Source organism: Microbacterium sp. Au-Mic1, assembly GCF_021341785.1.
In the GTDB taxonomy this organism is placed as follows: Bacteria; Actinomycetota; Actinomycetes; order Actinomycetales; family Microbacteriaceae; genus Microbacterium.
In genome coordinates, this window is the sequence record NZ_JAJTTF010000001.1 from 172163 (window position 1) to 198923 (window position 26761).

General features: G+C 70.6%; 24 protein-coding genes. 18 read left to right on the plus strand and 6 right to left on the minus strand.

Going from position 1 to position 26761, the window contains the following annotated elements; all coding sequences use genetic code 11:
- Positions 1–16: 16 nt before the first annotated feature.
- The 5 genes from tdh (at position 17) to LXM50_RS00885 (ending at position 4319) form a co-directional block, all read left to right on the plus strand.
- A complete protein-coding gene (gene tdh / locus LXM50_RS00865; RefSeq protein ID WP_233309221.1) occupies positions 17–1060 on the plus strand; it encodes an L-threonine 3-dehydrogenase in 1044 nt (347 codons plus the stop codon).
- A gap of 9 nt (positions 1061–1069) precedes the next feature.
- On the plus strand, positions 1070–2245 hold the full coding sequence (locus LXM50_RS00870; protein ID WP_233309222.1) for a glycine C-acetyltransferase: 1176 nt from the start codon (positions 1070–1072) through the stop codon (positions 2243–2245).
- A gap of 148 nt (positions 2246–2393) precedes the next feature.
- On the plus strand, positions 2394–3380 hold the full coding sequence (locus LXM50_RS00875; protein WP_233309223.1) for an alpha/beta fold hydrolase: 987 nt from the start codon (positions 2394–2396) through the stop codon (positions 3378–3380).
- Between the two features lie 67 nt (positions 3381–3447).
- On the plus strand, positions 3448–4101 hold the full coding sequence (locus LXM50_RS00880; protein ID WP_233309224.1) for a helix-turn-helix domain-containing protein: 654 nt from the start codon (positions 3448–3450) through the stop codon (positions 4099–4101).
- Positions 4098–4319 (plus strand): hypothetical protein, encoded by a 222-nt coding sequence (locus tag LXM50_RS00885; protein ID WP_233309225.1) that lies wholly within the window; start codon positions 4098–4100, stop codon positions 4317–4319. The genes LXM50_RS00880 and LXM50_RS00885 overlap by 4 nt, the downstream gene beginning before the upstream one ends.
- Before the next feature lie 75 nt (positions 4320–4394).
- Here LXM50_RS00885 and LXM50_RS00890 read toward each other — a convergent pair whose 3' ends face one another.
- Positions 4395–4655, minus strand: a complete 261-nt coding sequence (locus LXM50_RS00890; RefSeq protein WP_233309226.1) for a hypothetical protein — start codon at positions 4653–4655, stop codon at positions 4395–4397.
- Positions 4655–7276: a valine--tRNA ligase gene (gene valS / locus LXM50_RS00895; protein WP_233309227.1), complete on the minus strand. Its 2622-nt coding sequence runs from the start codon at positions 7274–7276 to the stop codon at positions 4655–4657. The genes LXM50_RS00890 and valS overlap by 1 nt, the downstream gene beginning before the upstream one ends.
- A 175-nt stretch (positions 7277–7451) precedes the next feature.
- Here valS and LXM50_RS00900 point away from each other — a divergent pair, with 175 nt between their 5' ends.
- The 4 genes from LXM50_RS00900 to LXM50_RS00915 are packed head-to-tail and all read left to right on the plus strand — an operon-like array spanning position 7452 to position 12451.
- Positions 7452–9071 (plus strand): ABC transporter substrate-binding protein, encoded by a 1620-nt coding sequence (locus LXM50_RS00900; protein WP_233309228.1) that lies wholly within the window; start codon positions 7452–7454, stop codon positions 9069–9071.
- 25 nt (positions 9072–9096) lie between these two features.
- On the plus strand, positions 9097–10113 hold the full coding sequence (locus LXM50_RS00905) for an ABC transporter permease (RefSeq protein WP_233309229.1): 1017 nt from the start codon (positions 9097–9099) through the stop codon (positions 10111–10113).
- On the plus strand, positions 10110–10922 hold the full coding sequence (locus tag LXM50_RS00910) for an ABC transporter permease (RefSeq protein WP_233309230.1): 813 nt from the start codon (positions 10110–10112) through the stop codon (positions 10920–10922). The genes LXM50_RS00905 and LXM50_RS00910 overlap by 4 nt, the downstream gene beginning before the upstream one ends.
- Positions 10919–12451, plus strand: coding sequence for an ABC transporter ATP-binding protein (locus tag LXM50_RS00915; protein ID WP_233309231.1), 1533 nt, complete (start codon positions 10919–10921; stop codon positions 12449–12451). The genes LXM50_RS00910 and LXM50_RS00915 overlap by 4 nt, the downstream gene beginning before the upstream one ends.
- Here the strand turns inward: LXM50_RS00915 and LXM50_RS00920 are convergent.
- The gene (locus LXM50_RS00920; RefSeq protein ID WP_233309232.1) at positions 12448–13092 is read right to left on the minus strand and encodes a pentapeptide repeat-containing protein; all 645 of its coding nucleotides are present in this window, start codon (positions 13090–13092) and stop codon (positions 12448–12450) included. The genes LXM50_RS00915 and LXM50_RS00920 overlap by 4 nt on opposite strands.
- Positions 13093–13466: 374 nt before the next feature.
- Between LXM50_RS00920 and ileS the strand changes: the two genes are divergently transcribed.
- Genes ileS through ndk form a run of 4 tightly spaced genes read left to right on the plus strand, consistent with a single transcriptional unit; the run spans position 13467 to position 19051 of the window.
- Positions 13467–16805 (plus strand): isoleucine--tRNA ligase, encoded by a 3339-nt coding sequence (ileS, locus tag LXM50_RS00925; RefSeq protein ID WP_233309233.1) that lies wholly within the window; start codon positions 13467–13469, stop codon positions 16803–16805.
- Entirely contained in the window at positions 16802–18157 is a 1356-nt protein-coding gene (locus LXM50_RS00930; RefSeq protein WP_233309234.1) for a folylpolyglutamate synthase/dihydrofolate synthase family protein, read from the plus strand. Before ileS ends, LXM50_RS00930 begins: the two co-directional genes overlap by 4 nt.
- The gene (locus tag LXM50_RS00935) at positions 18145–18633 is read left to right on the plus strand and encodes a DUF4233 domain-containing protein (protein ID WP_233309235.1); all 489 of its coding nucleotides are present in this window, start codon (positions 18145–18147) and stop codon (positions 18631–18633) included. Before LXM50_RS00930 ends, LXM50_RS00935 begins: the two co-directional genes overlap by 13 nt.
- A 1-nt stretch (position 18634) precedes the next feature.
- A complete protein-coding gene (gene ndk / locus LXM50_RS00940) occupies positions 18635–19051 on the plus strand; it encodes a nucleoside-diphosphate kinase (protein WP_045272553.1) in 417 nt (138 codons plus the stop codon).
- A gap of 88 nt (positions 19052–19139) precedes the next feature.
- On the opposite strand, the gene LXM50_RS00945 is transcribed toward ndk, so the two are convergent.
- Complete coding sequence (locus LXM50_RS00945) at positions 19140–19760, minus strand: vitamin K epoxide reductase family protein (RefSeq protein ID WP_233309236.1); 621 nt, start codon at positions 19758–19760, stop codon at positions 19140–19142.
- Positions 19761–20022: 262 nt separating this feature from the next.
- On the opposite strand from LXM50_RS00945, the gene LXM50_RS00950 reads away from it, so the two are divergent.
- Positions 20023–22524, plus strand: coding sequence for an Rne/Rng family ribonuclease (locus LXM50_RS00950; RefSeq protein WP_233309237.1), 2502 nt, complete (start codon positions 20023–20025; stop codon positions 22522–22524).
- Positions 22525–22558: 34 nt separating this feature from the next.
- Here LXM50_RS00950 and LXM50_RS00955 read toward each other — a convergent pair whose 3' ends face one another.
- On the minus strand, positions 22559–23188 hold the full coding sequence (locus tag LXM50_RS00955) for a TMEM175 family protein (protein ID WP_233309238.1): 630 nt from the start codon (positions 23186–23188) through the stop codon (positions 22559–22561).
- Positions 23185–23484, minus strand: a complete 300-nt coding sequence (locus LXM50_RS00960; RefSeq protein WP_233309239.1) for a DUF4031 domain-containing protein — start codon at positions 23482–23484, stop codon at positions 23185–23187. Before LXM50_RS00960 ends, LXM50_RS00955 begins: the two co-directional genes overlap by 4 nt.
- A 269-nt stretch (positions 23485–23753) precedes the next feature.
- On the opposite strand from LXM50_RS00960, the gene rplU reads away from it, so the two are divergent.
- The 4 genes from rplU (at position 23754) to proB (ending at position 26751) form a co-directional block, all read left to right on the plus strand.
- Positions 23754–24062: a 50S ribosomal protein L21 gene (rplU, locus tag LXM50_RS00965; RefSeq protein WP_233309240.1), complete on the plus strand. Its 309-nt coding sequence runs from the start codon at positions 23754–23756 to the stop codon at positions 24060–24062.
- A gap of 20 nt (positions 24063–24082) precedes the next feature.
- The gene (rpmA, locus tag LXM50_RS00970) at positions 24083–24340 is read left to right on the plus strand and encodes a 50S ribosomal protein L27 (protein WP_159575753.1); all 258 of its coding nucleotides are present in this window, start codon (positions 24083–24085) and stop codon (positions 24338–24340) included.
- 102 nt (positions 24341–24442) lie between these two features.
- Positions 24443–25972: a GTPase ObgE gene (gene obgE / locus LXM50_RS00975; RefSeq protein ID WP_233309241.1), complete on the plus strand. Its 1530-nt coding sequence runs from the start codon at positions 24443–24445 to the stop codon at positions 25970–25972.
- Positions 25969–26751: a glutamate 5-kinase gene (gene proB / locus LXM50_RS00980; RefSeq protein ID WP_233309242.1), complete on the plus strand. Its 783-nt coding sequence runs from the start codon at positions 25969–25971 to the stop codon at positions 26749–26751. Before obgE ends, proB begins: the two co-directional genes overlap by 4 nt.
- Positions 26752–26761: the final 10 nt, after the last annotated feature.

Genomic DNA, 26761 nt, shown 5'->3' on the forward strand with positions numbered 1-26761 from the left:
GCGGTGGGATCGAAGCATGAAGGCTCTCTACAAGGACGGCCCGCACGCGGGCCTCGCGCTCGTCGACCAGCCCGACCCCGTGGCCGGACCCGACGAGGTGGTCATCCGCGTGCTGCGCACCGGCATCTGCGGCACCGATCTGCACATCCAGCGCTGGGACGACTGGGCCGCCTCCGCGGTGAAGGCGCCGCTCATTCCCGGGCACGAGTTCTACGGCGAGGTCGTCGAGGTGGGCCCGCTGGTGCACGACATCTCGGTCGGCGACCGCGTCTCCGGCGAGGGGCACATCGTGTGCGGAATGTGCCGCAACTGCCGCGCCGGCCGCCGGCAGATGTGCATCCGCACGATCGGACTCGGCGTGCAGCGCGACGGCGCGTATGCGGAGTACCTCACCCTTCCCGCCACGAACGTCTGGGTGCATCACGCCGATGTGACGCCCGAGCTCGGCGCGATCTTCGACCCTCTCGGCAACGCCGTGCACACCGCGCTCGCCTTCCCGCTCGTCGGAGAGGACGTGCTCGTCACCGGCTGCGGCCCGATCGGCCTCATGGCGATCGCGATCGCCCGGCACGTGGGTGCACGCTTCATCACCGCGACCGATGTGAGCGCGCCACGACTGCAGCTTGCGCGTGAGATGGGCGCCGACGCCGTCGTCGACGTCTCCCGCGAGGACATCGCGGACGCGCAGCGCGCGCTCGGCATGCGCGAGGGCTTCGACATCGGCTTCGAGATGAGCGGAGCGCCGAGCGCGCTGCCCGCGATGATCGACAACATGAACCACGGCGGCCGGATCGCCATGCTCGGCCTGCCGACCGGACCGTTCAGCGTGGACTGGGGCAAGATCGTCACCCACATGCTCACCGTGAAGGGCATCTACGGTCGCGAGATGTTCGAGACCTGGAACGCGATGGGCGCGATGCTGCAGACCAGCCCCGTGCTGCGCGACTCGATCACCCGCATCATCGCCGAGGTCCTTCCGGCCCGCGACTGGGAGAAGGGCTTCGCGGCCGCTGCATCGGCGGGCACGGGCAAGATCATCCTCGACTGGACCGAACTGTAGGAGACGACGATGTACGGAGCATTCCAGCAGCACCTCGCCGGCGAACTCGCCGGTATCGACGAGGCAGGGCTCACCAAGCACGAGCGCGGGATCCGCGGTCCGCAGCGCGCCGAGATCATCGCGGACGGCGCCGAGGTGCTGAACTTCTGCGCCAACAACTACCTGGGGCTCGCCGACGACGAGCGCCTCGTCGCTGCCGCCAAGGGCGCGCTCGACGAGTGGGGCTATGGCCTGGCGAGCGTGCGATTCATCTGCGGCACGCAGGAGCAGCACCTCGAACTCGAGCGGCGTCTGTCGGCGTTCCTCGGCACCGAGGACGCGATCCTGTTCTCATCCTGCTTCGATGCGAACGGCGGCGTCTTCGAGACGCTGTTCTCGGCCGAGGATGCGATCATCTCGGACGAGCTCAATCATGCGTCGATCATCGACGGGATCCGGCTCTCCAAGGCGCGCCGGCTGCGCTACCGGAACCGCGACATGGGCGACCTCGAGGAGCAGCTCCAGGCCGCGGCCGACGCCCGATTCAGGGTGATCGTGACGGACGGCGTGTTCTCCATGGACGGCTACATCGCGCCGCTCGCCGAGATCTGTGACCTCGCGGAGCGCTACGACGCCCTGGTCTTCGTGGACGACTCGCACGCGGTCGGATTCATCGGCGAGCACGGACGCGGCACGCCGGAGCTGTGCGGCGTCGAGGGTCGTGTGGACATCTACACCGGCACCTTCGGCAAGGCGCTCGGTGGCGCGAGCGGCGGCTACGTCGCGGGTCACCGAGACATCGTGGCTCTGCTGCGCCAGCGTGCCCGGCCGTACCTGTTCTCCAACACGCTCGCCCCGTCGATCGTCGCGGGCACCCTGCGCGCGCTCGACCTCGTCGAGGGATCGGGGTCCCTGCGCGCGCAGCTGCAGTCCAACGCCGCGCTGTTCCGGCGTCGCATGACCGAGGAGGGGTTCGACCTGCTCCCGGGGGAGCACGCGATCGTCCCGGTCATGTTCGGCGATGCCGCGCTGACCGCACGGGTCGCCTCGGAGATGCAGAAGCAGGGCGTGTACGTGACCGCGTTCAGTTTCCCGGTGGTGCCGCGCGGTCTCGCTCGCATCCGGGTGCAGCTCTCCGCCGCGCACACCCCGGAGCAGGTCGAGCGCTGCGTCTCGGCGTTCGTCGCCGCACGCGCTGCCGCCTGACCGATCCCCTCGACGCCCCCTCGCCGCGTCGGCGCCCCCTCTGAGCGCCGTTCCTGCGAGGCGGCGTCGGCGCTGTGAGAGATGTCGGCGCGAGAGACTCTCCGTCGATTCCTCGGAGTTCGAGAGGAACGCACGTCAGACTCTGCTCATGACGCACTCTGCAGAGGTGGGCTGGACCCTCGACGGCATCGACATGTTCGGCACGATCATGGCGCCGGACGGAGACGGCCCGTTCCCCGCAGTCGTCCTCGTCGCCGGCAGCGGGCCGACGGACCGGGACTGGAACTCGCCGATGCTGCCCGGGACGAACGGATCCGGCAGGCTGCTCGCCGAGTCGTTCGCCGAGAACGGCTTCATCACGCTGCGCTACGACAAGCGGGCGTCGGGCCCGCACGTCGTCGAGAACCTGCCGCGCCTCGCGGGCACGTTCAGCATGGCGTCGCATCTCGCTGAGCTTGCCGCGGCGGTCGACGTGCTCGTCGCCGATCCTCGGGTGGATCGGAGCCGCATCGTGGGGCTGGGCAACAGCGAGGGGTGCGTGCACGTGCTGCACTATGCGCTCGCGCAGGCAGAGCAGCGGCTTCCGATCCCGTTCTGCGGACTGGTGCTCGCCGCGCCTCCCGGGCGCAGCGTCGGCGCGGTGCTGGGCATGCAGCTGAGCGCGCAGCTCTCCGCGGTACCCGGGGGACAGAAGATCCTCGCTCTCGTACGAGAGGCGACGACCCGTTTCTCGGCGGGCGGTTCGATGGATCCGGACGAAGCCATCCCCGACGCCGTCGCGAACGTGCTGCGCAGCTTCGACAGTCCCGTGAACCTCCCGTTCGCACGTGAACTGTGGAGCGAGAGCGTCGCCGACAGCATCGGGGAGGTCGCGATCCCCGCGCTCGTGCTCATCGGGGAGAAGGACCTGCAGATCGATGCCGCCGCCGACGGGGAGCCACTGCGGATGGCCGCCGCGGGCAATCCGCTGGTGACGTTCTCGTTCCCCGCGAACGCGAACCACGTGCTCAAGCACGAACTCCGCCCGCGCGCCGAGATCGTCCCGGGGACGAACTACAACGAGGAGGGGACGAGGCTCGACCCCGACGCGGTCATGGCGATCCTGTCCTGGACGCGGCACGTGACCGCAGGCTGAGTCGCCGACGGGGAAGTGTGCAAAGAAATACTTGCAAAGAGTCTCTTGCAAAGGTATCTTTGCATGCATGACGGAGAACGAGACACCTCGACGAGAAGCGACGTCCGACGATCGCACGCTCGACGCGAGTGCGCTGAAAGCTCTCGCGCACCCGCTGCGGGTGCGGATCCTCGATCTGCTCGCAGAGCGCGGCCCGCAGACGGCGAGTTCGCTCGCCGGGCTGATCGGGGAGAGCTCCGGCGTCACCAGCTACCACCTGCGGGCGCTCGCCGCGCGTGACCTCATCCACGAGGTCGCCGATCGCGGCACGGCGCGCGAGCGGTGGTGGGAGCGCCCACGCGGCCGGATGTCCTTCTCCGGGCCGAACGATGAGATGACGCCGTCCGGCCGGGCCGCCGCCCAGATCGTGGAGGACGAGTTCTTCCGCAACCGGCACCAGCGCCTCATGGATCATCTGCATCGCCCGCAGTCCGAGGTGCCGCAGGAATGGCGCGACGCCGCACACCACATGACGACGATGCTCGACATGACCGCGCCGCAGCTGCAGGAGCTCGCACGGCAGATCGATGAGGTCGTCGAGGCGGCCGTGCAGCGCTATCGGGACCAGACCGGCCCCGACGTGCGCCGCGTCACGATCCGCGCAGACCTGTTCGACCTTCCCGACGCTCGCCCCCGCGGCGCCGCGGAACACCGCACCACCGAGACCGAGGAGCTGTCATGACCGCCGCGACGCTGCACATCGCCGCCCCCACCTTCGTCGAGCGCACGGGGCTCCGCGTCGCCGACGCGATCACCGCTCACGTCCGCCGGCGCATCGAGCGCCGGGCGGAGCGACGCGCGCTCGCCATCGACATGCTTCGCGAGCAGCAGGCGCGCAGGACCGCGGATCCGTACGTCCTCGAGCAGGCGCTGCAGATGATCGGCTCACGCTCGCGCTGAGAGCCCCGCGCGGGCGGCGTCTCGTCTCGCTCCGACTGCGTCGGTGCTCGCTCGACGACCCCGGGAGGGGACCGATCAGTCTTCGAACGGACGGACCACGACCTCGCCCGAGGCGGTGCGCGAGACCTCCCAGCCCGTGTCGAGCTCGGCGATCGGCCGGCCCTCCAGCCAGGTGAGGGTCCAAGTCCCGCGCAGCAGGTTCAGCGCCCCGGTGTGCAGGCTCAGCGTGCCGCCCGCGACGCTGCGCGCCTCAGCGTCGGCGATGGCCGGGCGCAGGGCCGCGGGAACCGATGCCGGCGGCTCGGATCCGGCGGCCCAGCGTGTCCCGAGCTGCATCATGCCTCCTCGGCCGGTGCCAGCTCGATGGCTGTGACCTCGAGCGCGTCGGCCTCGACGAAGGCGATCTCCGAGATGCGACCCACGGCCCGGAGGTCGTCGGCTGCGGCCTCGAGGGCCGCGATCTCGGCCGGCGGGGCGGCGATCGTCGCGGAGGACACCGGGGTCTTCTGGGAGGCCTTGGCCTCGGTCTTCGCCCGGCGGATGCCGATCAGCGCCTTGCTCGCGGTCGCGAGGACGACGGGGTCGCCTGCTTCGGTCGATCCCGGCACGGGGCCGAGCGGCTCAGGCCAGGCCGCAGTGTGCACCGAGCCGTCCTCGAACCAGCTCCAGGCCTCCTCGGTCGCGAACGAGACGATCGGGGCGAGCAGGCGCAGCAGCGTCGACAGCGCGAGACGCAGCGCGAGGGCCGCGGACGCCTGACCGACGTTCGTGCGGTCGTAGGCGCGCTCCTTGACGAGCTCGAGATAGTCGTCGCAGAAGGTCCAGAAGAACGCCTCGGTGATCTCCAGCGCCCTGGCCTGGTCGTAGTTCTCGAACGCCGTGGTCGCATCGCGCACCACGCCGTCCAGGGTGGCGAGCATCGAGGCGTCCAGGGCGTGCGTGATCTCGGCGCCCTCGGGCACGGGGAAGGACAGCACGAACTTCGCGGCGTTGAGGATCTTGATCGCCAGGCGGCGACCGATCTTCACCTGCGTCGGGTTCTGCGGGTCGAACGCGGCGTCGGCCCCGAGCCGGCTGGAAGCCGACCAGTACCGCACCGCATCGGATCCGTGCGCGTCGAGGATGTCGGCGGGGGTGACCACGTTGCCCTTGGACTTGGACATCTTCTTGCGGTCGGGGTCGACGATGAAGCCGCTGATCGCGGCGTTCCGCCAGGGGGTGCGGCCGTCCTCGAGCGTCGAGCGCAGCATGGTCGAGAACAGCCAGGTGCGGATGATGTCCTGTCCCTGCGGACGCAGGTCCATCGGCGACACGAGATCCCAGAGCTCGCCGTCGCGCTCCCAGCCGCCCGCGAGCTGGGGGGTGAGGGACGAGGTCGCCCAGGTGTCGAGGATGTCCGCTTCAGCGTCGAAACCGCCCGGCACGCCGCGCTGGTCTGCGGTGTAGCCGGCGGGCACGTCGCTCGTGGGATCGATCGGCAGGGTCGCGTGAGCGGGGGTCAGGACGCGGTCGTAGTCGCGCTCGCCGTTCTCGTCGAGCGCGTACCACAGCGGGATCGGCACGCCGAAGAAGCGCTGCCGGGAGACCAGCCAGTCGCCGGTCAGGCCGCCCACCCAGTTCTCGTAGCGCACGCGCATGAACTCCGGGTGCCAGCTCAGTTCGGCGCCATGCGCGAGCAGCTGGTCGCGGAGCCCGGCGTCGCGCGCGCCGTTGCGGATGTACCACTGGCGGGTGGAGACGATCTCGAGCGGGCGGTCGCCCTTCTCGAAGAACTTCACCGCGTGGTTGAACGGCTTGCCGACCGCGGTCATGGCTCCGGTCTCCTGGAGCTTCTCCACGAGCGCCTTGCGGGCCGAGAACACCGTCTTGCCGGCCATGTTCTCCACATACCAGGCGGCCGCGTCCGCGTGGCCCACCGAGGCGGGGGCGTCGGGCAGGAAGCGCCCGTCGAGGCCGATCGTGGTCATGTTCGGCAGGTCGCGGCCGTCGGTCGTGCGCAGCTCGCGCCACCACACGATGTCGGTCACGTCGCCGAAGGTGCAGACCATGGCGGCGCCGGTGCCCTTGTCGGGCTGGGCGAGGTGGTGGCCGTGGATCTCGATGTCGGCGTCGAAGAAGGGTGTGCGCACCTTCGTGCCGATGAGGTGCTTGTGCGGGCCCTCCGGGTGCGTGACGATCGCCACGCACGCGGGCAGCAGCTCGGGACGCGTCGTCTCGATCGTGATGTGGCCCGATCCGTCCGCGAACGGGAAATCGATGGTGTGATACGCGGCCTGCTGGTCGCGGTCCTCGAGCTCGGCCTGCGCGATCGCGGAGCGGAAATCGACGTCCCACAGGGTCGGTGCGAGGGACTGGTAGGCCTCACCGCGCTCGAGGTTGCGCAGGAACGCCAGCTGGCTCTGCCGGATCGACTCGTTCGAGATGGTGCGGTATGTCTGGGTCCAGTCGACGCTCAGTCCGAGCTGACGGAAGAGGGCCTCGAAGTGCTTCTCATCCTCCTCGGTGAGCTTCTCGCACAGCTCGATGAAGTTGCGCCGGCTGATGGGCAGCTGATCCGCTGCCCGGGAGGACTTGTTGTCGCCACCCTCGAACGGGGGAGTGAAGTCGGGGTCGTAGCCCAGCGACGGGTCGCAGCGCACGCCGTAGTAGTTCTGCACGCGGCGCTCGGTGGGCAGGCCGTTGTCGTCCCAGCCCATCGGGTAGAACACGTTCTTGCCGCGCATGCGCTCGAAGCGCGCCTTGATGTCGGTGTGCGTGTAGGAGAACACGTGGCCGATGTGCAGGCTGCCGCTCGCCGTCGGCGGCGGAGTGTCGATCGAGTAGACGCCGTCACGGCCGTCCTGCGCGGCGCGGAGGCGATCGAAGAGGAACGTGCCGTCCGTGGACCAGCGCTCACCCCACTTCGCTTCGAGGCCTTCCAGTGCGGGCTTGTCCGGGATGGCGTTCAACGACGACATGGATCTCCTCGTTCGATGTGTGCGGCACTGTGTGAGCGTGCCTGAGTGTGGGGTGTGGCGACAGTCTACCGGGCAGGCCTGCACGGAACGCCACCGATAGATCCACCCCGTCCACAAACCGGTAGCCTGGAGTGTCCCGCACTCAGCACCCCTCACCGCACCCCGAGGATTCCTCATGCCTTCTCCGCTTCGGCGTCGACTCCTGCCCTTCACCGCGCTCGCCGCGGCCGCCGCGCTCGCTCTCAGCGCCTGCTCCGCCTCGAGCGGATCCGGATCCGGTGACGCGAACGGCGAGCTCGTCTGGGGTGTCGACGGCAGCCTGCTCTCCAGCGGCAAGATGGATCCGCAGACCAGCCAGCTCGACGTGACCGCCATGGTGCAGCGCGCCGTGCTGGACTCGCTGGTGTTCCAGAAGGCGGACGGAACCTTCGTGCCATGGCTCGCGAAGAAGTGGGAGGTCTCCGCGGACGGGACCGTCTACACGTTCCACCTGCGCGACGATGTCACCTTCACCGACGGCGAGAAGTTCGACGCGGCGGCCGTGAAGGCGAACTTCGATCGCATCGCGGATCCCGCGACCAAGTCCGCGCAGGCCGCGAGCATGCTCGGCGGCGACCTCTACAAGGGCACCGAAGTGGTGGACCCGACCACCGTGAAGGTCACGTTCTCGCAGCCCTACGCGCCGTTCCTGCAGGCGGCGAGCACCGCGCAGCTCGGCTTCTACGCGCCGAAGTCGCTCACCGAGCACTCGGCGGATCTCGCCGCCGGCGGCAAGGGCATCACCGTGGGCACCGGCCCGTTCCAGATCTCGTCGTACACGCCCGATCAGGAGATCGTGTACACCCGCAACGCGAAGTACGCCTGGGCGCCGGAGGGGCAGAAGGCGCCCGCGTTCAAGACGCTGCGGGTCCAGATCCTGCCGGAGGCGTCCGTGCGCAGCGGATCCGTGACCTCGGGCGAGATCGACCTCGCCTCGCAGCTGCCGCCGAACCTCGTGTCGCAGATCAAGGGATCCGCGACCGTGAAGTCCGTGCAGGTGCCCGGCCTGCCGTACTCGCTCTTCCTCAACGAGCGCAACGGGGTGTTCGCGGATCAGAAGGTGCGCGAGGCCGTCACCCGGGCGATCGACGTGGACGCCGCTGTCGACAAGATCTTCTTCGGCCAGTTCCCGCGCGCGTGGAGCATCCTCGGACCGACCACGCCCGGCTACGACAAGAGCCTCGAGAAGAGCTGGCCCTTCGACAAGGATCTCGCGAACAAGCTCCTCGACGAGGCCGGCTGGACCCAGCGCGGAGCGGACGGCATCCGCGTCAAGGACGGGAAGCGCCTCACGGCGAACTGGATCGCCTGGACCCCCGTCTCCGATGACCACGCGGCCCTCGCGAACGCGATCCAGTCGGACCTCAAGGCCGTCGGGTTCGAGGTCACGCGCGAGACGCTGGAACCGGGCGCCTACAACGAGAAGTACGGCCCCAAGACCTTCGACATCACCGACTGGGACTTCTCCGGCGTCGACCCCGATCTGCTGCGCAGCCATCTGGCGACCGACGGCTTCCAGAACGCGTCCTCGGTGAGCGACCCGAAGCTCGACCAGCTCCTGAAGGACGGCATCGCCACGACCGATGCGACCAAGCGGGCCGACGTCTACGCGCAGATCCAGCAGTGGAACGCGAAGGACGACGCTATCGTCCCGCTGTACGTCACCTCCGCGATCACGGCCGTGGGCGACAAGGTGACGGGTCTCGGCTTCGACATCTACGGGCGGCCGCTGTTCTTCGGCACCAGCGTGAAGTGAGCGCGGTTCGCGATATCGTCCGCTCGTGAGGGATCGACAGCGACTCCAGAACAGGTCCGCCCGCCGATCCGGTGCCGTGTTGCGCCGGATCGGCGGGACGGCGCTGTCGGTCGTGCTCGTGCTGTGGGGCGCGGCGACCCTCTCGTTCCTCGCGTTCCGGGTGCTGCCCGGCGACCCGGTGAGCGTCATGCTCGGCCCGCAGGCCCAGGTGGGCGAGGCGGTCAAGGAGCGGATCCGGGCGGAACTCGGGCTGGACCGGCCGCTCTGGCAGCAGTATCTGTCGATGCTGTCCGATCTGCTGCACGGTGATCTCGGCACGTCCTATCAGCTGCGGATGCCGGTGAGCGAGGTGATCGGCCGTCAGCTGGGCGCCACGCTGCAGCTCACGGCCCTCGCCCTCGCGATCGCGGTGCTGCTCGCGCTCGCCGGAGTGCTGATCGCCCGCCGGCCGTTCGCCCGAGGGCTCGTCGCGGCAGGGGAGCTGATCGTGCTGTCCTCGCCCGTGTTCTGGATCGGGCTGCTGCTGCTCACGGTGTTCGCCTTCGGGCTGGGATGGTTCCCCGTCGCGGGCTCACGGACCGGGGCGAGCCTCGTGCTGCCGGCGGTCACCCTGGCGCTGCCCGTCGCGGCGCTGCTCGGCCAGGTGCTTCGCGACGGCGTGGAGGCGGCCGAGCGGCAGCCGTGGGCGCTGACGGTGCGCGCACGCGGCGCCGACCATGCCCGGCTCACGCTGCGGCACACCCTGCGGCACGGCTCGATCGGGGCGCTGACCCTGAGCGCATACCTCGTGGGGTCGCTGCTGGGCGGTGCGGTGCTGGTGGAGACGGTGTTCGCCCGGCCGGGACTGGGGCGGGTGACGCTGGCGGCGATCACCGGGCGCGACCTGCCGGTGGTGACCGGGATCATCCTGTTCAGCGCCCTCGTGTACGTGATCGTGAACACCCTCGTCGAGCTCGCGGCGCCGTTCCTGGATCCGCGCCTGCGGGCATCCGCGGGTCGCCCGGCCGAGGCTGCACCCGCGCGCCCGGAGGCCGCGGCATGAGGCCGGTGCGGCGCGCCCTGCTCGCGGTCGCCGTGCTCGTGCTGGCCGCGTTCGTGCTGGCCGCCCTCGTGCCGTCCCTGCTCGCCCCGGCGGATCCGCTGCAGACCCATGTGCGCGACGCGTTGCTGCCGCCGGGACCGGGGCACCCGTTCGGTACGGATCAGAGCGGGCGCGACGTGTACGCCAGGGTCGTGCACGGGGCCGGGCGCTCGCTCGGCATCGGTGTCCTGGCCACTGCTCTGGCACTCGTGGTCGGTCTGATGGTCGGTGCGCTCGCCGGGGTGGCGCCGCGGCCGGTCGACGCCGCCCTGATGCGCACGAACGACGTGCTGATGGCGTTCCCCGAGTTCCTGCTGGCCCTGGTCGTCGTGGCGATCCTCGGCCCCGGAGTCGCCAACGTCGCCATCGGCGTGACGCTCGCCGCGATCCCCGTGTACGTGCGGCTCGCCCGCGCGCAGACCCAGGTGCTGCGGCGCGCCGAGCATGTGGAGGCGGCGCGCATCCTCGGCGTCGGAGCGTTCACGACGTTCCGACGGCACGTCGCGCCCGGTGTGCTCGGCGCGCTCAGCGTGCTCGCAACGATCGGGCTCGGTTCCAGCATCCTCGCCGCCGCGGGCCTCAGCTTCCTCGGGCTCGGCCCCGCGGAGCCGTCGCCCGAGTGGGGGCTGATGCTCGCGGGCGGGCGCAACGTGCTCGGCCAGGCCTGGTGGATCGCCGTGTTCCCCGGGCTGGCGATCACGCTGACCGTGCTCGCGGCGACCTTCGTCGGGCGCACGCTGCGGGCCCGAGCCGAGGGGAGGCGCGCATGAGCGCCGAGGCTCCCGCGGGCGGCGCCCGGTCCGTTCTCCGGGTTGAGGGCCTGCGCATCCGCATCGACCGGCGAGTGCTCGTGGACGACGTCGCGTTCACGGTCGCGCCGGGGGAGTGCGTCGCGCTCGTCGGGGAGTCGGGGGCCGGCAAGTCCCTCACGGTCCGGGCGCTGCTCGGCCTGCTGCCGGAGCACGCCGTGGTCTCCGCGGCAACGCTCGAGGTGGACGGTGTCGATGCCGTGGCGCTGCCCGAGCGCGGCTGGCGGACGCTCCGCGGAGCACGCATCGCCCTGGTCTCGCAGGATGCGCTCGTGTCCCTGGATCCGCTGCGCCGCATCAGCGCCGAGGTCGCCGAGCCGCTGGAGATCCATGGATCCGTTCCGCGTGCGGCACGGGGCGCGCGGGTGCGGGAGCTGCTCGCCGACGTCGCCATTCCGGAACCGGAGCGTCGCGCCCGGCAGCGACCGCACGAGCTCTCCGGCGGGCTGCGTCAACGGGCCCTCATCGCGAGCGCCCTCGCCGCCGCGCCCACGGTGCTGGTCGCCGACGAACCGACCACGGCGCTGGACGCCACCGTGCAGGCGCGGGTGCTGACGCTGCTGCGCCGGATCGCCGACGACGGCACCGCGGTCGTGTTCGTGAGTCACGACATGGCGGCGGTGCGCCGGATCGCCGACCGCGTGGTGGTGCTCAAGGACGGGCGCGTCGTCGAGCACGGGGCGGCGGGCCAGGTGCTCGCCGCCCCGAAGGACGCGTACACGCGAGACCTCGTGCTCGCCTCGACCCCGGCACCGCGCACCGCGCCCCTCGGCGACGCGCCGCTGCTCGCGACCGTGGCCGCCGTCGGCAAGAGCTTCGACCGGCCCGCGCTCCGTGACATCTCCTTCGCGTGGCGTCGCGGACGCACACTCGGCGTGGTCGGGGAATCCGGGTCGGGGAAGACCACGCTGGCCCGTGTCGTCCTCGGGGTCGAGCGCGCCGACACCGGCACGGTCACGTGGGCCGCCGGTGTGCGACCGCGGATCCAGCTCGTGCATCAGAACCCGCTGGGCGCGTTCGACCCGCGCTGGTCGATCGGACGCTCGCTCCGCGAGGCGCTCGCCGCCGGCGGCGTTCCCCGCGGGCAGCGGGTGGCGCGCGCAGCCGACCTGCTGCGCGAGGTCGGCCTGGATCCTGCGCTCGCGGCACGGCGCCCTGCCGCGCTGTCGGGCGGTCAACGGCAGCGGGCCGCGATCGCCCGTGCGCTCGCGGCGGAGCCCGAAGTGCTCGTGCTCGATGAGCCGGTCTCGGCGCTGGACGCGACCGTGCGGGCGCGCATCCTCGCGCTGCTGGACCGCCTGCAGCGCGATCGCGGGCTGACGATGCTCCTCGTCTCGCACGACCTCGGCGTGATCGCCTCCGTGGCCGACGATCTGCTCGTGATGCAGGACGGGGCGATCGTCGAACAGGGCCCGGCCGCCCAGGTGCTGGCCAAGCCGCAGCACTCGTTCACGCGGGAGCTGCTCGCCGCGTCGTCCTCCTCCGACTAGTCCTGGACTTCGATGCCGGCCGCGCGGGCGAAGACCGGGGCGAGCAGCTCGACCTGCCGTGCCGACAGCGTGGTGCCGCGCAGGGCCGTCACGTCCAGGAACGCGAGGGCGTCGAGCCCGCGCAGATCGAGAGCGTCGGCCCTGAGGCCCCGAGTGTCGACCTCGTCTGCGCTGCAGCGCTCGAATCTCACGCGGGTGGCCGTGGCCGACGGGAGATCCACGGTCGCGAGCGTGCAGTCGGCGATGACGGAGTCCTGGATCTTCGCTGCCGCGAGCGACAGATAGTCGATACGGGCGTGCTCGAGCATCAGCTCCGCGACGTGCGCGCCGGACAGGTCGAGCGTGCCGATCCGCCCGCCCGCGATGCGCAGCCGCCGGATCGTCGCATCCTTGAGCGACAGCACAGGCGTGCGCGCGTCCACGATCTCGACATCCAGCAGCGTCGCCCCGGTCAGGTCGACGCGGTCCGCCGCGCCCGACAGCGAGCACTGCTCGAACTGCGCGTGCGCGAGATCCTCGGCGAGCGGGATCCTCTGGCCGACGTGGTCGCCGTGACGACGGCCGACCGCGTCTTCGAGCTCGTCCGGCAGATCGGGCGGCGAGGCGCGGGGCGGCTGGGGGCGTTCGGTGCTGCGGGCCATGCCACGACCCTAGGACCTCTCGCCGACAGCGGCTCATGGTTCGATGCCCTACCCGGCCCTCTTCCGCACGGCGGCGCGGCGGCCCGAGAGGCGGCGTTAGACTGGACAGCACGAGCATCGATCCGGCCATCACCGGGGAGCTCTCGGAAGAACGTTCCGCCCTGCGGTCGCTGAGCCTGTCGAAGCGCCGGAGCCGGAATCAGTAGAACCGAGCGGGGCAGGCCCGTCACAGCCGCAGTGAAAGTGGTCTGAGCTGTCAACCGACAGGTTCATGGTTCGGGCAATGCAGGGTGGTACCGCGGTCCCTTCGCCTGAACCGGCGCAGGATCGTCCCGGCGCGCAGCTCCCGCCCGCCACCGACACTGCGAGACACGATGACCTACCCGCGCACCTCATCCGCCGGATCCTTCGGCCCCGCCGCCGACGCCGTCACCCCGAGCCCGCGCTTCCCCGAGATCGAGCGCGACGTGCTCGCGTTCTGGGAGGCCGACGACACCTTCCGCGCCTCGATCGCCCAGCGCGACGGCGCCGAGGAGTGGGTCTTCTACGACGGCCCGCCGTTCGCCAACGGCCTGCCGCACTACGGCCACCTGCTCACGGGCTACGCGAAGGACCTGTTCCCGCGCTTCCAGACCATGCTCGGCAAGAAGGTCGACCGCGTGTTCGGGTGGGACACGCACGGCCTCCCGGCCGAGCTCGAGGCGATGAAGCAGCTCGGGATCACCGAGAAGGACGAGATCGAGCAGATGGGGATCGACGTCTTCAACGCGAAGGCTCGCGAGTCGGTGCTCGCCTACACGCACGAGTGGCAGGACTACGTCACCCGCCAGGCGCGCTGGGTCGACTTCGAGCGCGGCTACAAGACGCTCGACCTCGGCTACATGGAGAGCGTGCTCTGGGCCTTCAAGACCCTGCACGACAAGGGCCTCGCCTATGAGGGGTACCGGGTGCTCCCGTACTGCTGGCGCGACGAGACGCCGCTCAGCGCGCACGAGCTGCGCATGGACGACGACGTCTACAAGGAGCGCCAGGATCCCTCCGTCACCGTGAGCTTCCCGCTTTCCGGGGAGAAGGCGGCGGCCCTCGATCTCGAGGGAGCCAGGGCACTGGCCTGGACCACGACCCCGTGGACCCTGCCGACCAACCTCGCGCTCGCGGTGGGGCCGGAGATCGTCTACGCCGTGCTGCCCGCGGGGCCGAACGGAACCTCGGAGGGGGCGCAGGGCGACCGCTTCCTGCTCGCGCGGGACCTGCTCGGCGGCTATGCGAAGGACCTCGGCTACGACACCGCGGAGGACGCGCTCGCCGCGGTCGCCACCACCGTGACCGGCGCCGAGCTGGCGGGCGTGACGTACGACCGCCTCTTCGACTACTACGCCGACACCGAGACCTGGGGCACCGAGAACGCCTGGCAGATCCTCGTCGACGACTACGTCACGACGAGCGACGGCACCGGCATCGTGCACCAGGCGCCCGCCTACGGTGAGGACGACCAGCGCGTCGCGGGCGCCGCGGGGATCCCCACGATCCTCTCGCTCGACGAGGGCGGGCGGTTCCTGCCGAACGTCACCGACGTGGCGGGAGAGCTCTGGATGGACGCGAACACGCCGCTCGTACGCCTGCTGCGTGCGAACGGGCGCCTGCTGCGCCTGCAGAGCTACCTGCACTCCTACCCGCACTGCTGGCGGTGCCGGAACCCTCTCATCTACAAGGCGGTGTCCAGCTGGTTCGTGCGCGTCACTGACTTCAAGGACGACATGCTCGCGAACAACGAGCAGATCACCTGGGTGCCGGAGAACGTCAAGCACGGCCAGTTCGGCAAGTGGCTCGAGGGCGCGCGAGACTGGTCGATCAGCCGCAACCGCTACTGGGGATCCCCGATCCCGATCTGGAAGAGCGACGACCCCGAGCACCCGCGCGTCGACGCCTACGGATCCCTCGCGGACATGGAGCGCGACTTCGGTCGCCTGCCGCGCAACGCCGAGGGACAGGTGGATCTGCACCGTCCGTACATCGACGAGCTGACGCGGCCGAACCCCGATGACCCCACCGGGCGGAGCACGATGCGGCGCATCGAGGACGTCTTCGACGTGTGGTTCGACTCGGGGTCCATGCCCTTCGCGCAGGTGCACTACCCGTTCGAGAACCAGGAGTGGTTCGACTCGCACTCGCCCGCCGACTTCATCGTCGAGTACATCGGGCAGACCCGCGGCTGGTTCTACCTCATGCACGTGCTGTCGACCGCGCTGTTCGACCGCCCCGCTTTCACGGGCGTGAGCTGCCACGGCATCGTGCTGGGATCCGACGGCTACAAGATGTCGAAGTCGCTGCGCAACTACCCCGACGTCTCCGAGGTGTTCGACCGGAACGGATCCGACGCGATGCGCTGGTTCCTGATGTCGAGCTCGGTGCTGCGCGGCGGCAACCTGTCCGTGACGGAGGAGGGGATCCGCGCCGGCGTGCGCGAGTTCATCCTGCCGCTGTGGAACTCGTGGTACTTCTTCGCGACCTACGCGAACGCCGCCGCCGGCCCGGAGGGCTCCGGCTACGAGGCGCGCTGGCGTACGGACTCGACCGACGTGCTGGACCGGTACATCCTGGCCCGCACGGGCGATCTCGTCCGCGGCGTGCAGGAGGACCTGGAGGGCCTCGACTCGACCACCGCGGCCTCGCGCCTGCGCGAATTCGCCGAGGTGCTCACGAACTGGTACATCCGCCGCTCGCGCGATCGGTTCTGGGTGGGCGTCGACCCGTCCGACCCCACGACCACCGAGGCCTTCGACACGCTCTACACCGTGCTGGAGACGCTGACCCGCGTGGCGGCGCCGCTCGTGCCGCTCATCGGCGAGCGCGTCTGGCAGGGGCTCACCGGCGGGCGCAGCGTGCACCTGACCGACTGGCCCGATGCCGAGCTGTTCCCGCACGCGGACGACGTGCGCGACGCGATGGACGCGGTGCGCGAGCTGTCCAGCGTCGGCAACGCGCTGCGCAAGAAGGAGAAGCTGCGCGTGCGCCTGCCGCTGGCCCGCTTCACCGTCGTCTCGCCGCAGGCGGCTGCGCTGGCGCCGTTCGAGGACATCCTCCGCGAAGAGCTGAACGTGAAGAGCGTCGAGCTGGTCGCCCAGGGCGAGGGAACGGCGGCGGAGTACGGCATCAGTCACCGCCTCAGCGTCAACGCCCGCGCCGCTGGTCCGCGCCTCGGCAAGGACGTGCAGCGCGTGATCCGCGCCGCGAAGGACGGCTTCTGGACCGAGGAATCCGGCGTGGTGACGGCGGATGGCATCGCCCTCGAACCGCACGAGTACGAGCTCGCGCTGGAGACCACGGGGCGCCCGGAGGGCGAGGCGCTGGCCGTCGTCCCGACCGGCGGCTTCGTGCTGCTCGACACCGCGACCACCCCTGAGCTCGAGGCGGAGGGGCTGGCGCGCGACGTGATCCGCGCCGTGCAGGACACCCGCAAGAACGCCGGCTTCGACGTGAGCGACCGTATTCGCCTGCAGCTGCGCTTCGCTGATGCGGAGGATGCCGCGGCGGTCCGTTCGGCGTTCGATGTCGCCGCGGTGGCCGAGGAGACGCTCGCGATCGAGGCGGACGTGCTGGACGCAGCCGCCGAGTTCGCCACGGCGGAGTTCGTGGCCGACATCGACCAGGGCACCTACGCGAACCGCGGCGGATTCGCCGTCGCCGTGAGCCGGATCGGAGATGCATCGTGACCGATGACCGCGAACGCGCGGACGCCGTCTACTCCGCACTGCTGGAGCGGGCGGGGGAGCGGTGGGTGCAGCCTCGCAAGGAGCGCACGGCCCGCCTGCTCGAGCTCATGGACGACCCGCAGCGGACGTACCGGGTGGTGCACCTGACCGGCACGAACGGCAAGACCTCGACGGCACGCATGATCGAGAGCCTGCTGCGCGCGCACGGTCTGCGTACCGGCCTGTTCACGAGCCCGCACCTGGAGCGGTTCACCGAGCGGATCATGATCGACGGCGAGCCGATCGCCGATGCCGCCGTCGCCGATGCGTGGGAGGAGATCGAGCCCTTCGTCGGGATCGTCGACGCCGAGCTCGAGGCCTCCGGCGACGCGCCGCTGACCTTCTTCGAGCTGCTCACCGTGCTGGCCTTCGTGGCCTGCGCGGACGCCCCCATCGACGTGCTCGTGCTCGAGGTGGGCATGGGCGGATCCTGGGATTCCACGAACACCGCCGACGGCGATGCGGCGGTCTTCACCCCGATCGACCTCGACCACGCCGACCGCCTGGGCGACACGATCGCGAAGATCGCGGAGGTCAAGGCCGGGATCATCAAGGACGGCGCCGCCGTGGTCTCCTCGCGGCAGACGCCCGAGGCCGAGGCCGTGCTGCGCCGGGTCGCGGCGGAGCGGGGCGCGAGCATCGCCTTCGAGGGGCAGGACTTCGCCCTCGTCGAGCAGCGCCTCGCCGTGGGCGGCCAGCAGATCACGGTGCGGGGCCTCGCGGGGCAGTATGCCGAGGAGTATCTGCCCCTGTACGGCGAGCACCAGGGGTTCAACGCGGCCCTCGCGATCGCGGCCGTCGAGTCGCTCATCGGCGGAGCGCAGCACGCGATCGTCGGTGACGTGCTCGCCGAGGGACTGCAGGGCGCCACCTCGCCCGGCCGCCTGCAGCTGCTGGGCATCGCCCCGACCGTGGTCGTGGACGCGGCGCACAACCCGCACGGCGCACGCGCCCTCGCGGCCGCGCTGAAGGACAGCTTCGACTTCGACGAGTGGGGCCTCGTGCTCGGCGTGCTCGGAGACAAGGACGCGGCGGGCATCGTCCAGACGCTGCTGCCGGCCGTCGATCACGTGTTCGCGACCGCCCCCGACTCCGACCGGGCGAGCGAACCCGACGCGATCGCCGATCTGGTGGAGCGCGCCGGCGGCCGGGCCACGGTGCATCCGACCCTGGCCGAGGCCGCAGACGCGGCCCGTGAATGGGCAGCCTCCGCGGATCGCCGCGCGGTTGTGATCGCAGGATCCGTCGTGCTCGCGGGCGAGGCGATCTCGCTCGCCGCCGATGAGGACTGGAAGAGCGGATGGCGCGCGTGACCGACCACTCCGCGACCGACGCGCGCGCCGTGCGTCCCCGCCGCACCCGGAAACCGCGGGGGCTCGCGCAGAAGCTCGGGTCGATCATCCTCGCGTTCGAGGCGATCGTCGTGGGCCTGGCAGGGCTCACCGTCTACGGGCTGAAGGCGCTCGGCCCCGGCATCGAGCCGTGGTGGGGCATCGTGGGCGGCGCCGTGGTCGGCGTCGCGATGCTCGCCGCCGCAGGGATGATGGGCAGCAGGACCGGAATCGTGATGGGATGGATCCTGCAGGTCATCGTCCTGCTGTCCGCCATCCTCGTGCCCGCGATCCTGCTGGTCGCGATCGTGTTCGGCGGCATGTGGGCCTACGCGATGATCGTCGGCGGACGCGCGGACCGCGCCGCCGCCTCCGCCCGCCGCGCGGATCCCACCACCCCCACCGCCGACACCACCTCCTCCACCGACACCGCTGGAAAGACGACAGAGAGTGACTGACATGCCCACCGAAGAGACCCTCGTCCTGGTCAAGCCCGACGGCGTCGCCCGCGGCCTCACCGGCGCGATCCTCGCCCGCATCGAGGCGAAGGGCTACGCCCTCGTCGACATCCGCCTCGTCGACCCCGACCGCGACCTCCTCGCCGCGCACTACGCCGAGCACGAGGGCAAGCCGTTCTACGAGCCGCTCCTCGAGTTCATGCTCTCAGGCCCGTCCGTCGCGATCCGCCTGGCTGGGAACCGCGTCATCGAGGGCTTCCGCTCGCTGGCCGGCACCACCGACCCGACCACGGCCGCGCCCGGCACGATCCGCGGCGACTTCGGTCGCGACTGGGGCCTGAAGGTGCAGCAGAACCTGGTGCACGGCTCCGACTCGCCCGAGTCCGCCGCGCGCGAGCTCGGGATCTGGTTCGGCTGATCCCCACAGCTCCGCAGACGTGAACGCCCCGGTCCTCTCATCGAGGACCGGGGCGTTCTGCTCGCAGGATGCGGCGGTGCGACCGGGCTCAGAACATCCGGACGACCTCGCCGATCAGATCCACTCCGGCGATCTGGGCGAGCAGCACCACGATCGCGAACGCCAGGATCGATGCGAGCGGCACCCAGGAGCCGAGTCGACGCGCCGCCTGCTGGGCGCCCCGGCTGATCGGGAACGTCCCGTTCGCGAAGAGCTGCTGGACGGTCGCCAGGAACGTGGGGATCACCACGAGGTACGTCAGGCCGCACCAGGGGCACAGCGTGTGCAGATCGAAGAAGCTCTGCCAGATCAGCCATGCGATGAAGACGAAGGCGCCGGTGATGCCGAGGCCGAAGAGCCCCCAGAACCAGCGGGGGAAGCGGGCGCCCGCGAGGATCGCCACGCCCACGACGAGCGGGGCCATCCACCCGGTGAGGCCGATGAGCGGGTTCGGGAAGCCGAACACCGAGCCCTGCCAGGAATCCAGGTTCTTCCCGCACTGCACGAACACGCTGACGTTGCAGCTGAGATCGGCGGTCGGATTCTCCAGGGTGGCGAACTTGTCGAGGGTGAGCTGGAAGGCGGCCCACCACCCGACGACGCTCGCGACGATGAGCCAGATGGCGTAGCCGACGGGCCTGGTCCCCGCGAGGTTGCGCTGTGCAGACATGCCGCGATTATCGCAGTCGCCGTTCTGTGCGGGATGCATGCGGATGCATCGGTTCGCGTCAAGGCGGGCATCCGGCCGCGATGGTGCGATAATGGACGGGTCGCGTCGCCGTGATGGCGGCCGACGGATACAGACTTCGGGGGCTCCTGCCCCCAGCGATCAGAGCACATGCCGATCGCAGACCGATTGAGTTCGCGACGCCGAGGGTGTCGCACGAGAGAATTCACGACGGCCCGGCCGTCGTGCAGGGAGTACGCCAGAGATGGCCGACGAGAACAATGACAACGCCCCTACCCTCGACCTCGACGCGCTGCAGGCGCCGGTAGCTCCCGAGCCCGCGGAGCCGACGCCCGCGCCGACGGACGAGGACACCGCTTCCGCCGAGGTCGTGGACGAGGCGGTGACCCCGGCCGCATCCGACGAGGACGCAGCCGTGCCCGCCGATGTCGACAGCGACGCGGAGAGCGCCGCGGAGCCCGCCGCCGAGAGCGCGGCTCCCGTGGAGCCCGAGGTCGAGTCCGTCACCGAGGTCGAGACGGCCGCTGAGCCCGAGCTCGTGGCGGAGCCGCTCGTGGAGTCCGAGCCCGAGACCGCCCCGGCGAACGAGCCCGCGACTGACGGCGCCGCCGGATCCGCCCCGGAGGCGGAGCCCGAGGCCGTCACCGCCGTGAGCCTCGGTCTGCTGCCGGAGATCTTCGTCTCCCGTGTCTCGACGCAGCTGCACTTCCACGCTCCCACGATCGTCCCGCTCCCGGCCCGCTCCTCCCGCGGTGCGCGCGACAGCCGTGACGCACGGGACGACAACGACGCCGACGACTCCTTCGGACGGCGTTCGCGCGGCCGCGGCGGCGATATCGAGCAGCCGCGTCAGCGCCAGCGGGTCGTCGAGTACATCACGGAGCCGAAGGCGATCAAGGGATCCACCCGGCTCGAGGCCAAGAAGCAGCGCCGCCGAGACGGCCGCGATGCCGGCCGTCGTCGCCCCGTCGTCACCGAGGCCGAGTTCCTCGCCCGCCGCGAGGCCGTCGATCGCGAGATGATCGTGCGCTCCAAGAACGGCCGCACCCAGATCGCCGTTCTCGAGGACAACGTGCTCGTCGAGCACTACGTCGCCCGCAACCAGGACGCGTCCCTCATCGGCAACGTGTACCTGGGCCGCGTGCAGAACGTCCTGCCCAGCATGGAGGCCGCGTTCGTCGACATCGGTCGCGGCCGCAACGCGGTGCTGTACTCGGGCGAGGTGGACTGGGACGGCGTGGAGACCGGCAACCAGCCGCGCCGTATCGAGCTCGCCCTCAAGGCTGGCGATCGCGTGCTGGTGCAGGTCACCAAGGACCCGGTGGGCCACAAGGGCGCCCGCCTCACCAGCCAGATCTCGCTGCCCGGCCGCTACCTCGTGTACGTGCCGAACGGATCCATGAACGGCATCTCGCGCAAGCTGCCCGACACCGAGCGCGCGCGCCTCAAGCGCATCCTCAAGGAGGTGCTCCCGGAGTCCAGCGGCGTGATCGTGCGCACGGCGGCCGAGGGCGCGACCGAGGAGCAGCTGACCAACGACGTGCAGCGCCTGACCGCGCAGTGGAGCTACATCCAGAAGCAGGTCGAGACCCAGCAGGCGCCTGCGTTGCTGCATGCCGAGCCCGACCTGCTCGTCAAGATCGTCCGCGACGTTTTCAACGAGGACTTCACGCGGATGCGCATCCAGGGCGCCGACGCCGGCCGCACCATCCGCTCGTACCTGGAGAGCGTCGCGCCCGACCTGCTGGATCGTGTCGAGGCGTACGAGGACACCAGCGACCCGTTCGACGTCTACCGGGTGACCGAGCAGATCGAGAAGGCGCTGGACCGCAAGGTGTGGCTGCCGTCGGGGGGATCCCTCGTGATCGACCGCACCGAGGCCATGACCGTCGTCGACGTCAACACCGGCAAGTTCGTCGGCTCGGGTGGAAATCTCGAGGAGACGGTCACCAAGAACAACCTCGAGGCCGCGGAGGAGATCGTCCGCCAGCTGCGCCTGCGCGACATCGGCGGCATCATCGTCGTCGACTTCATCGACATGGTGCTCGAGTCCAACCGCGACCTCGTGCTGCGCCGTCTGGTGGAGTGCCTGAGCCGCGACCGCACCAAGCACCAGGTCGCCGAGGTGACCTCGCTGGGGCTCGTGCAGATGACGCGCAAGAAGCTGGGCCTCGGTCTGCTGGAGACCTTCAGCGAGCCCTGCGAGGTGTGCGCGGGCCGCGGAGTGATCGTGCACCATGACCCCGTCGTGAAGCACCGCGCGGCGGCCCCCCAGCAGAGCTCCAACCGTCGCCAGCGCGGCGGCAACGCCCCCTCGAACGGCAACGGGAACGGCAACGGCAACGGCACCACGCCGGCCGCGTCCGCCGCGCCCGCGAACGGCGGCACGCACGTCATTCCGGAGGGCGCGAAGTCCGCTCTCGCCCAGATCGCCGCCTCCAGCCGTGCCGCGGGGGAGACGCCCGCGGCCGCCGGCGACGCGCCCGCGGAGCCGGTGGCGGACGCTCCGGCCGAGCGCTCGGCGCAGGAACGATCCAAGAAGCCGCGGAAGAAGCGCGGTTCCGACCGCAGCAAGGCGCCCAGGACGGAGGCCGAGCAGCTGCTCGACTCGGTGCTGGATGCGCTTCCCGAGCCCAAGGCGCCGGGACAGGGCCGCAACCGTCGCCGGGTGACCACCGCCGCGCTTTCCGCGGGCACGGCCGTCGTGCACACCACCGAGGCCGCACCCCAGGCGGAGCAGGGCTGACCCGGCCGCAGGACCACGTCAGGAGGGCTCGGCGCTACGGTGCCGGGTCCTCCTCGTCGTCGGCGGCCCGCTCCGAGACATCGGTCGCGTGCGTGCGCAGGTATCGCTCGACGCGCCGGTCCGGCGCCAGCCAGACCACGGCGACGATGACATAGGGGATCAGGCCCAGCCATGGAACGACGAACGACAGGCTCAGACCGCTCAGATACAGCAGCGGCGAGACGATGCCCTTGACATCGTGCCCGAACGCCTCGCGGATCCTGTCCCCGCCGGGCTGACGCGCGATCGTGCGCTGCAGGATCGTGTACGCGATGGCGGCGCCGAGCAGGTTGAGCCCGTAGACGATGGTGGGAACCTGGGCGACGCGGGTCTCGGTCAGCCACGCGGTCGTGAAGGGGTACAGCGACAGCCAGAGCAGCAGGTGCAGGTTGGCCCAGAGCACGGCGCCGTTCACCGTGGGACGCAACTGGAACAGGTGGTGGTGGTTGCTCCAGTAGATCCCGACGTAGACGAAGCTCAGCAGATAGGTGAGCAGACCCAGCCCGGAGGTGTGCACGAGGTCTGTCCAGGTCGAGCCCTTCGGAACGGCGAGCCCGAGCACCATCACGGTGATGATGATCGCGAGCACCCCGTCGCTGAACGCCTCCAGCCTGCTCGAGGTCATCGCGGGATCCTCGTGTCGTGGTCGTGCCCGCCGGTGCGATCGCGGGCCGGGACGCGCAGGCCGGATGCGATCAGCCGGCGGGTGAGCTCCTTGCCCCCCACGCGCTCCGCGCCGCCTGCGACGAGCCGGTCCAGGGCGTCGGCGGGGACGTCGTAGTGGTCCAGGTCGAACGCCCGAGGCGGGATCTCGTGACGCGCGGCGAACGCGTGCAGTTCGGCGACGCTGGTGTCGCTGACCATGTGCGCCCAGAGGCGGCCGTGCGCCGGCCAGATCGCGTCGTCCACGAGGATCGCCATTCCGCGATCCTAGACGCGACGACGGGTGCCGGGGCTCATGCGCCCGGCGATCGGATCCGGATCCCGACACGGTCGTGCTCGCTTTGCGAGGCGAGGGCGCATCCGGTAAAGTAGCTCCTTGGTGCACCGCGCCGGACGCCCCACTCGGCCGCCGCGGGATCATGCAACTCGCGCCCGCCACTGCGGATCCCTCTGCTGTGGCGCGATGCACGCACAGTCTTCCCGTGAGATTACGGAGCGGTCCCGCTCCCCAACGAAACAGGTATGAAGTGGTTTACGCAGTAGTGCGCGCCGGTGGACGCCAGGAGAAGGTCGAGGTCGGCACGATCGTTCAGCTCGACCGTCTGAAGGCGGCCCAGGGCGACAAGGTCGAGCTGGCCGCGGTGCTCCTCGTCGACGGTGACAAGATCACCACCGACGCCGACAAGCTCGCGAAGGTCAAGGTCACGGCAGAGGTCGTCAGCCACCTCCGCGGCCCGAAGATCGTCATCCAGAAGTTCAAGAACAAGACCGGTTACAAGAAGCGCCAGGGCCACCGTCAGGACCTCACGCGCGTCAAGATCACCGGCATCAAGTAAGCACGAAGAGGAGCTGAGAAATGGCACACAAAAAGGGTGCGAGCTCGACCCGCAACGGTCGTGACTCCAACGCACAGCGACTCGGCGTGAAGCGCTTCGGCGGTCAGACCGTCAGCGCCGGCGAGATCCTCGTCCGTCAGCGCGGCACGCACTTCCACCCCGGCGTGAACGTCGGCCGTGGTGGCGACGACACGCTGTTCGCCCTCGCCGCCGGCGCGGTCGAGTTCGGCGCGAAGGGCGGCCGCAAGGTCGTCAACATCGTCGCAGCTGCCGAGTAATCGCAGCGCAGACTTTCGGCAACGGGGCGGGCTTCGGCTCGCCCCGTTTCCATATCCCGGCACGCTTCGGTCAGTGCCATCCCGCAACCCAGGAGGATCCGCATGGTCACGTTCGTCGACAGGGTGACGCTGCACCTGCGCGCGGGCAAGGGCGGCAATGGCTGCGTGTCGGTGCACCGGGAGAAGTTCAAGCCCCTCGGCGGCCCTGACGGCGGCAAGGGCGGTGACGGCGGCGACATCGTGCTCGTCGCCGACCCGCAGACCGGCACGCTGCTGTCCTACCACCACTCGCCGCACCGCACGTCGCAGAACGGCGGCTTCGGCATGGGCGACCACCGCGCCGGCTACGACGGTGAGGACCTCGAGCTGCTCGTGCCGGTCGGCACGGTCGTCAAGGCGCCCGACGGCACGGTCCTGGCCGACCTGGTCACCCCGGGCGAGCGCTATGTGGCCGCAGCGGGAGGCCACGGCGGCCTCGGCAACGCCGCGCTGGCGACGCCCAAGCGCAAGGCTCCCGGATTCGCACTGCTGGGCACGCCCGGCTTCGAGGGCGACGTCGTTCTCGAGCTCAAGACCGTCGCCGACGTCGCGCTGGTCGGCTACCCGTCGGCCGGCAAGTCGAGCCTCATCGCCGCGATCTCCGCCGCACGGCCGAAGATCGCCGACTACCCGTTCACCACGCTGCACCCCAACCTCGGCGTCGTGCAGGCCGGCGACTCCCGCTACACCGTGGCCGACGTGCCCGGCCTCATCGAGGGCGCGAGCGAGGGGCGTGGGCTCGGTCTGCAGTTCCTCCGGCACGTGGAGCGATGCTCCGCGCTCCTGCATGTGCTCGACTGCGCCACGCTCGAGCCCGGTCGTGACCCGCTCAGCGATCTCGACGTGATCCTCGCCGAGCTCGCCGCCTACGAGGTTCCGGAAGGACAGGTGCCGCTGCTGGAACGGCCGCAGGTGGTGGCGCTCAACAAGATCGATGTGCCGGAGGCGCGCGAGCTCGCCGACTTCGTGCGCCCGGAGCTGGAGCAGCGCGGGTTCCGCGTGTTCGAGATCTCCACGGTCTCGCACGAGGGCCTGCGTCCGCTGACCTTCGCGCTCGGCGAGATCGTCGACGAACACCGAGCGGAACTGGCTGCGTCCGCCGCCGCACCGAAGGAGCGCATCGTCATCCGGCCCCGAGGGTCGAAGCGCGAGTTCGAGATCCGCGTCGAGGGCGGCAGCTACGGCAACGTGTACCGGATCCTCGGCGACAAGCCGGTGCGCTGGGTGCAGCAGACCGACTTCCAGAACGAGGAGGCCGTGGGCTACCTGGCCGACCGTCTCGAGAAGCTCGGCGTCGAGGACGAGCTGTTCCGCCTGGGCGCGGTGCGCGGATCCACGGTCGTGATCGGCCCCGGCGAGAGCATCGTGTTCGACTGGGAGCCGCAGATGTCCTCCGCGGCAGAGCTGATCACGTCGCCGCGCGGTCTGGACTCGCGCTTCGACCCGAACACGCGACGCACCACCAACGAGCGCCGCGAGCGGTACCACGAGCGCATGGACGCGAAGGCGGCGGCGCGCGCCGAGCTCGAGGAGCAGCGCCTCGCCCGGGGTACCGCAGCCGGAGAGGACGCCGGCAGCGAGGACGTCGAATGACGGCGCTGACGCGGGCGGATCTGCCCGCGGCGGCGCGCATCGTCGTGAAGGTCGGATCGTCGTCGATCAGCGGCGAGGCCGCCTGGCGCATCCCCCTGCTGGTGGAGGCACTGGCTGCGGCGCACGCGCGCGGCACCGAGATCGTGCTCGTCTCCTCCGGCGCGATCGCCACAGGGATCCCGTTCCTGCAGCTCGACGCGCGGCCCACCGACCTCGCCACGCAGCAGGCCGCGGCCGCTGTCGGCCAGAACCTGCTCATCTACCGCTACCAGGAGGCCCTGCGCCCGCACGGCATCGTGGCCGGGCAGGTGCTGCTGACCACCGGCGATCTGGAGCATCCGACCTCCCGCAGCAACGCCCGCCGCGCCATGGAGCGTCTGCTCGGGCTGCGGGTGCTGCCGATCGTGAACGAGAACGACACCGTCGCCACGCAGGAGATCCGCTTCGGCGACAACGACCGGCTCGGCGCGCTGGTGGCGCAGCTGACCGGGGCCGACGCGCTCGTGCTCCTCAGCGACGTCGAGTCGCTGTACACCCGACCGCCCTCCGACCCGGCGGCAGAGCCGCTCGACGTCGTGGCCGCGGGCGCCGATCTTTCCGGTCTCGAGTTCGGCGCGACCGTGGTGAACGGCGTCGGCACCGGGGGAGCGGCGACCAAGGTGTCGGCCGCGCGCCTGGCCGCGGCCAGCGGCATCGGCGTGCTGGTGACCAGCGCGGATCTGGTCTCCGAGGCGCTCTCCGGCGCGGAGATCGGCACCTGGTTCGAGCCGGCGGTCTGAATCCGTCATC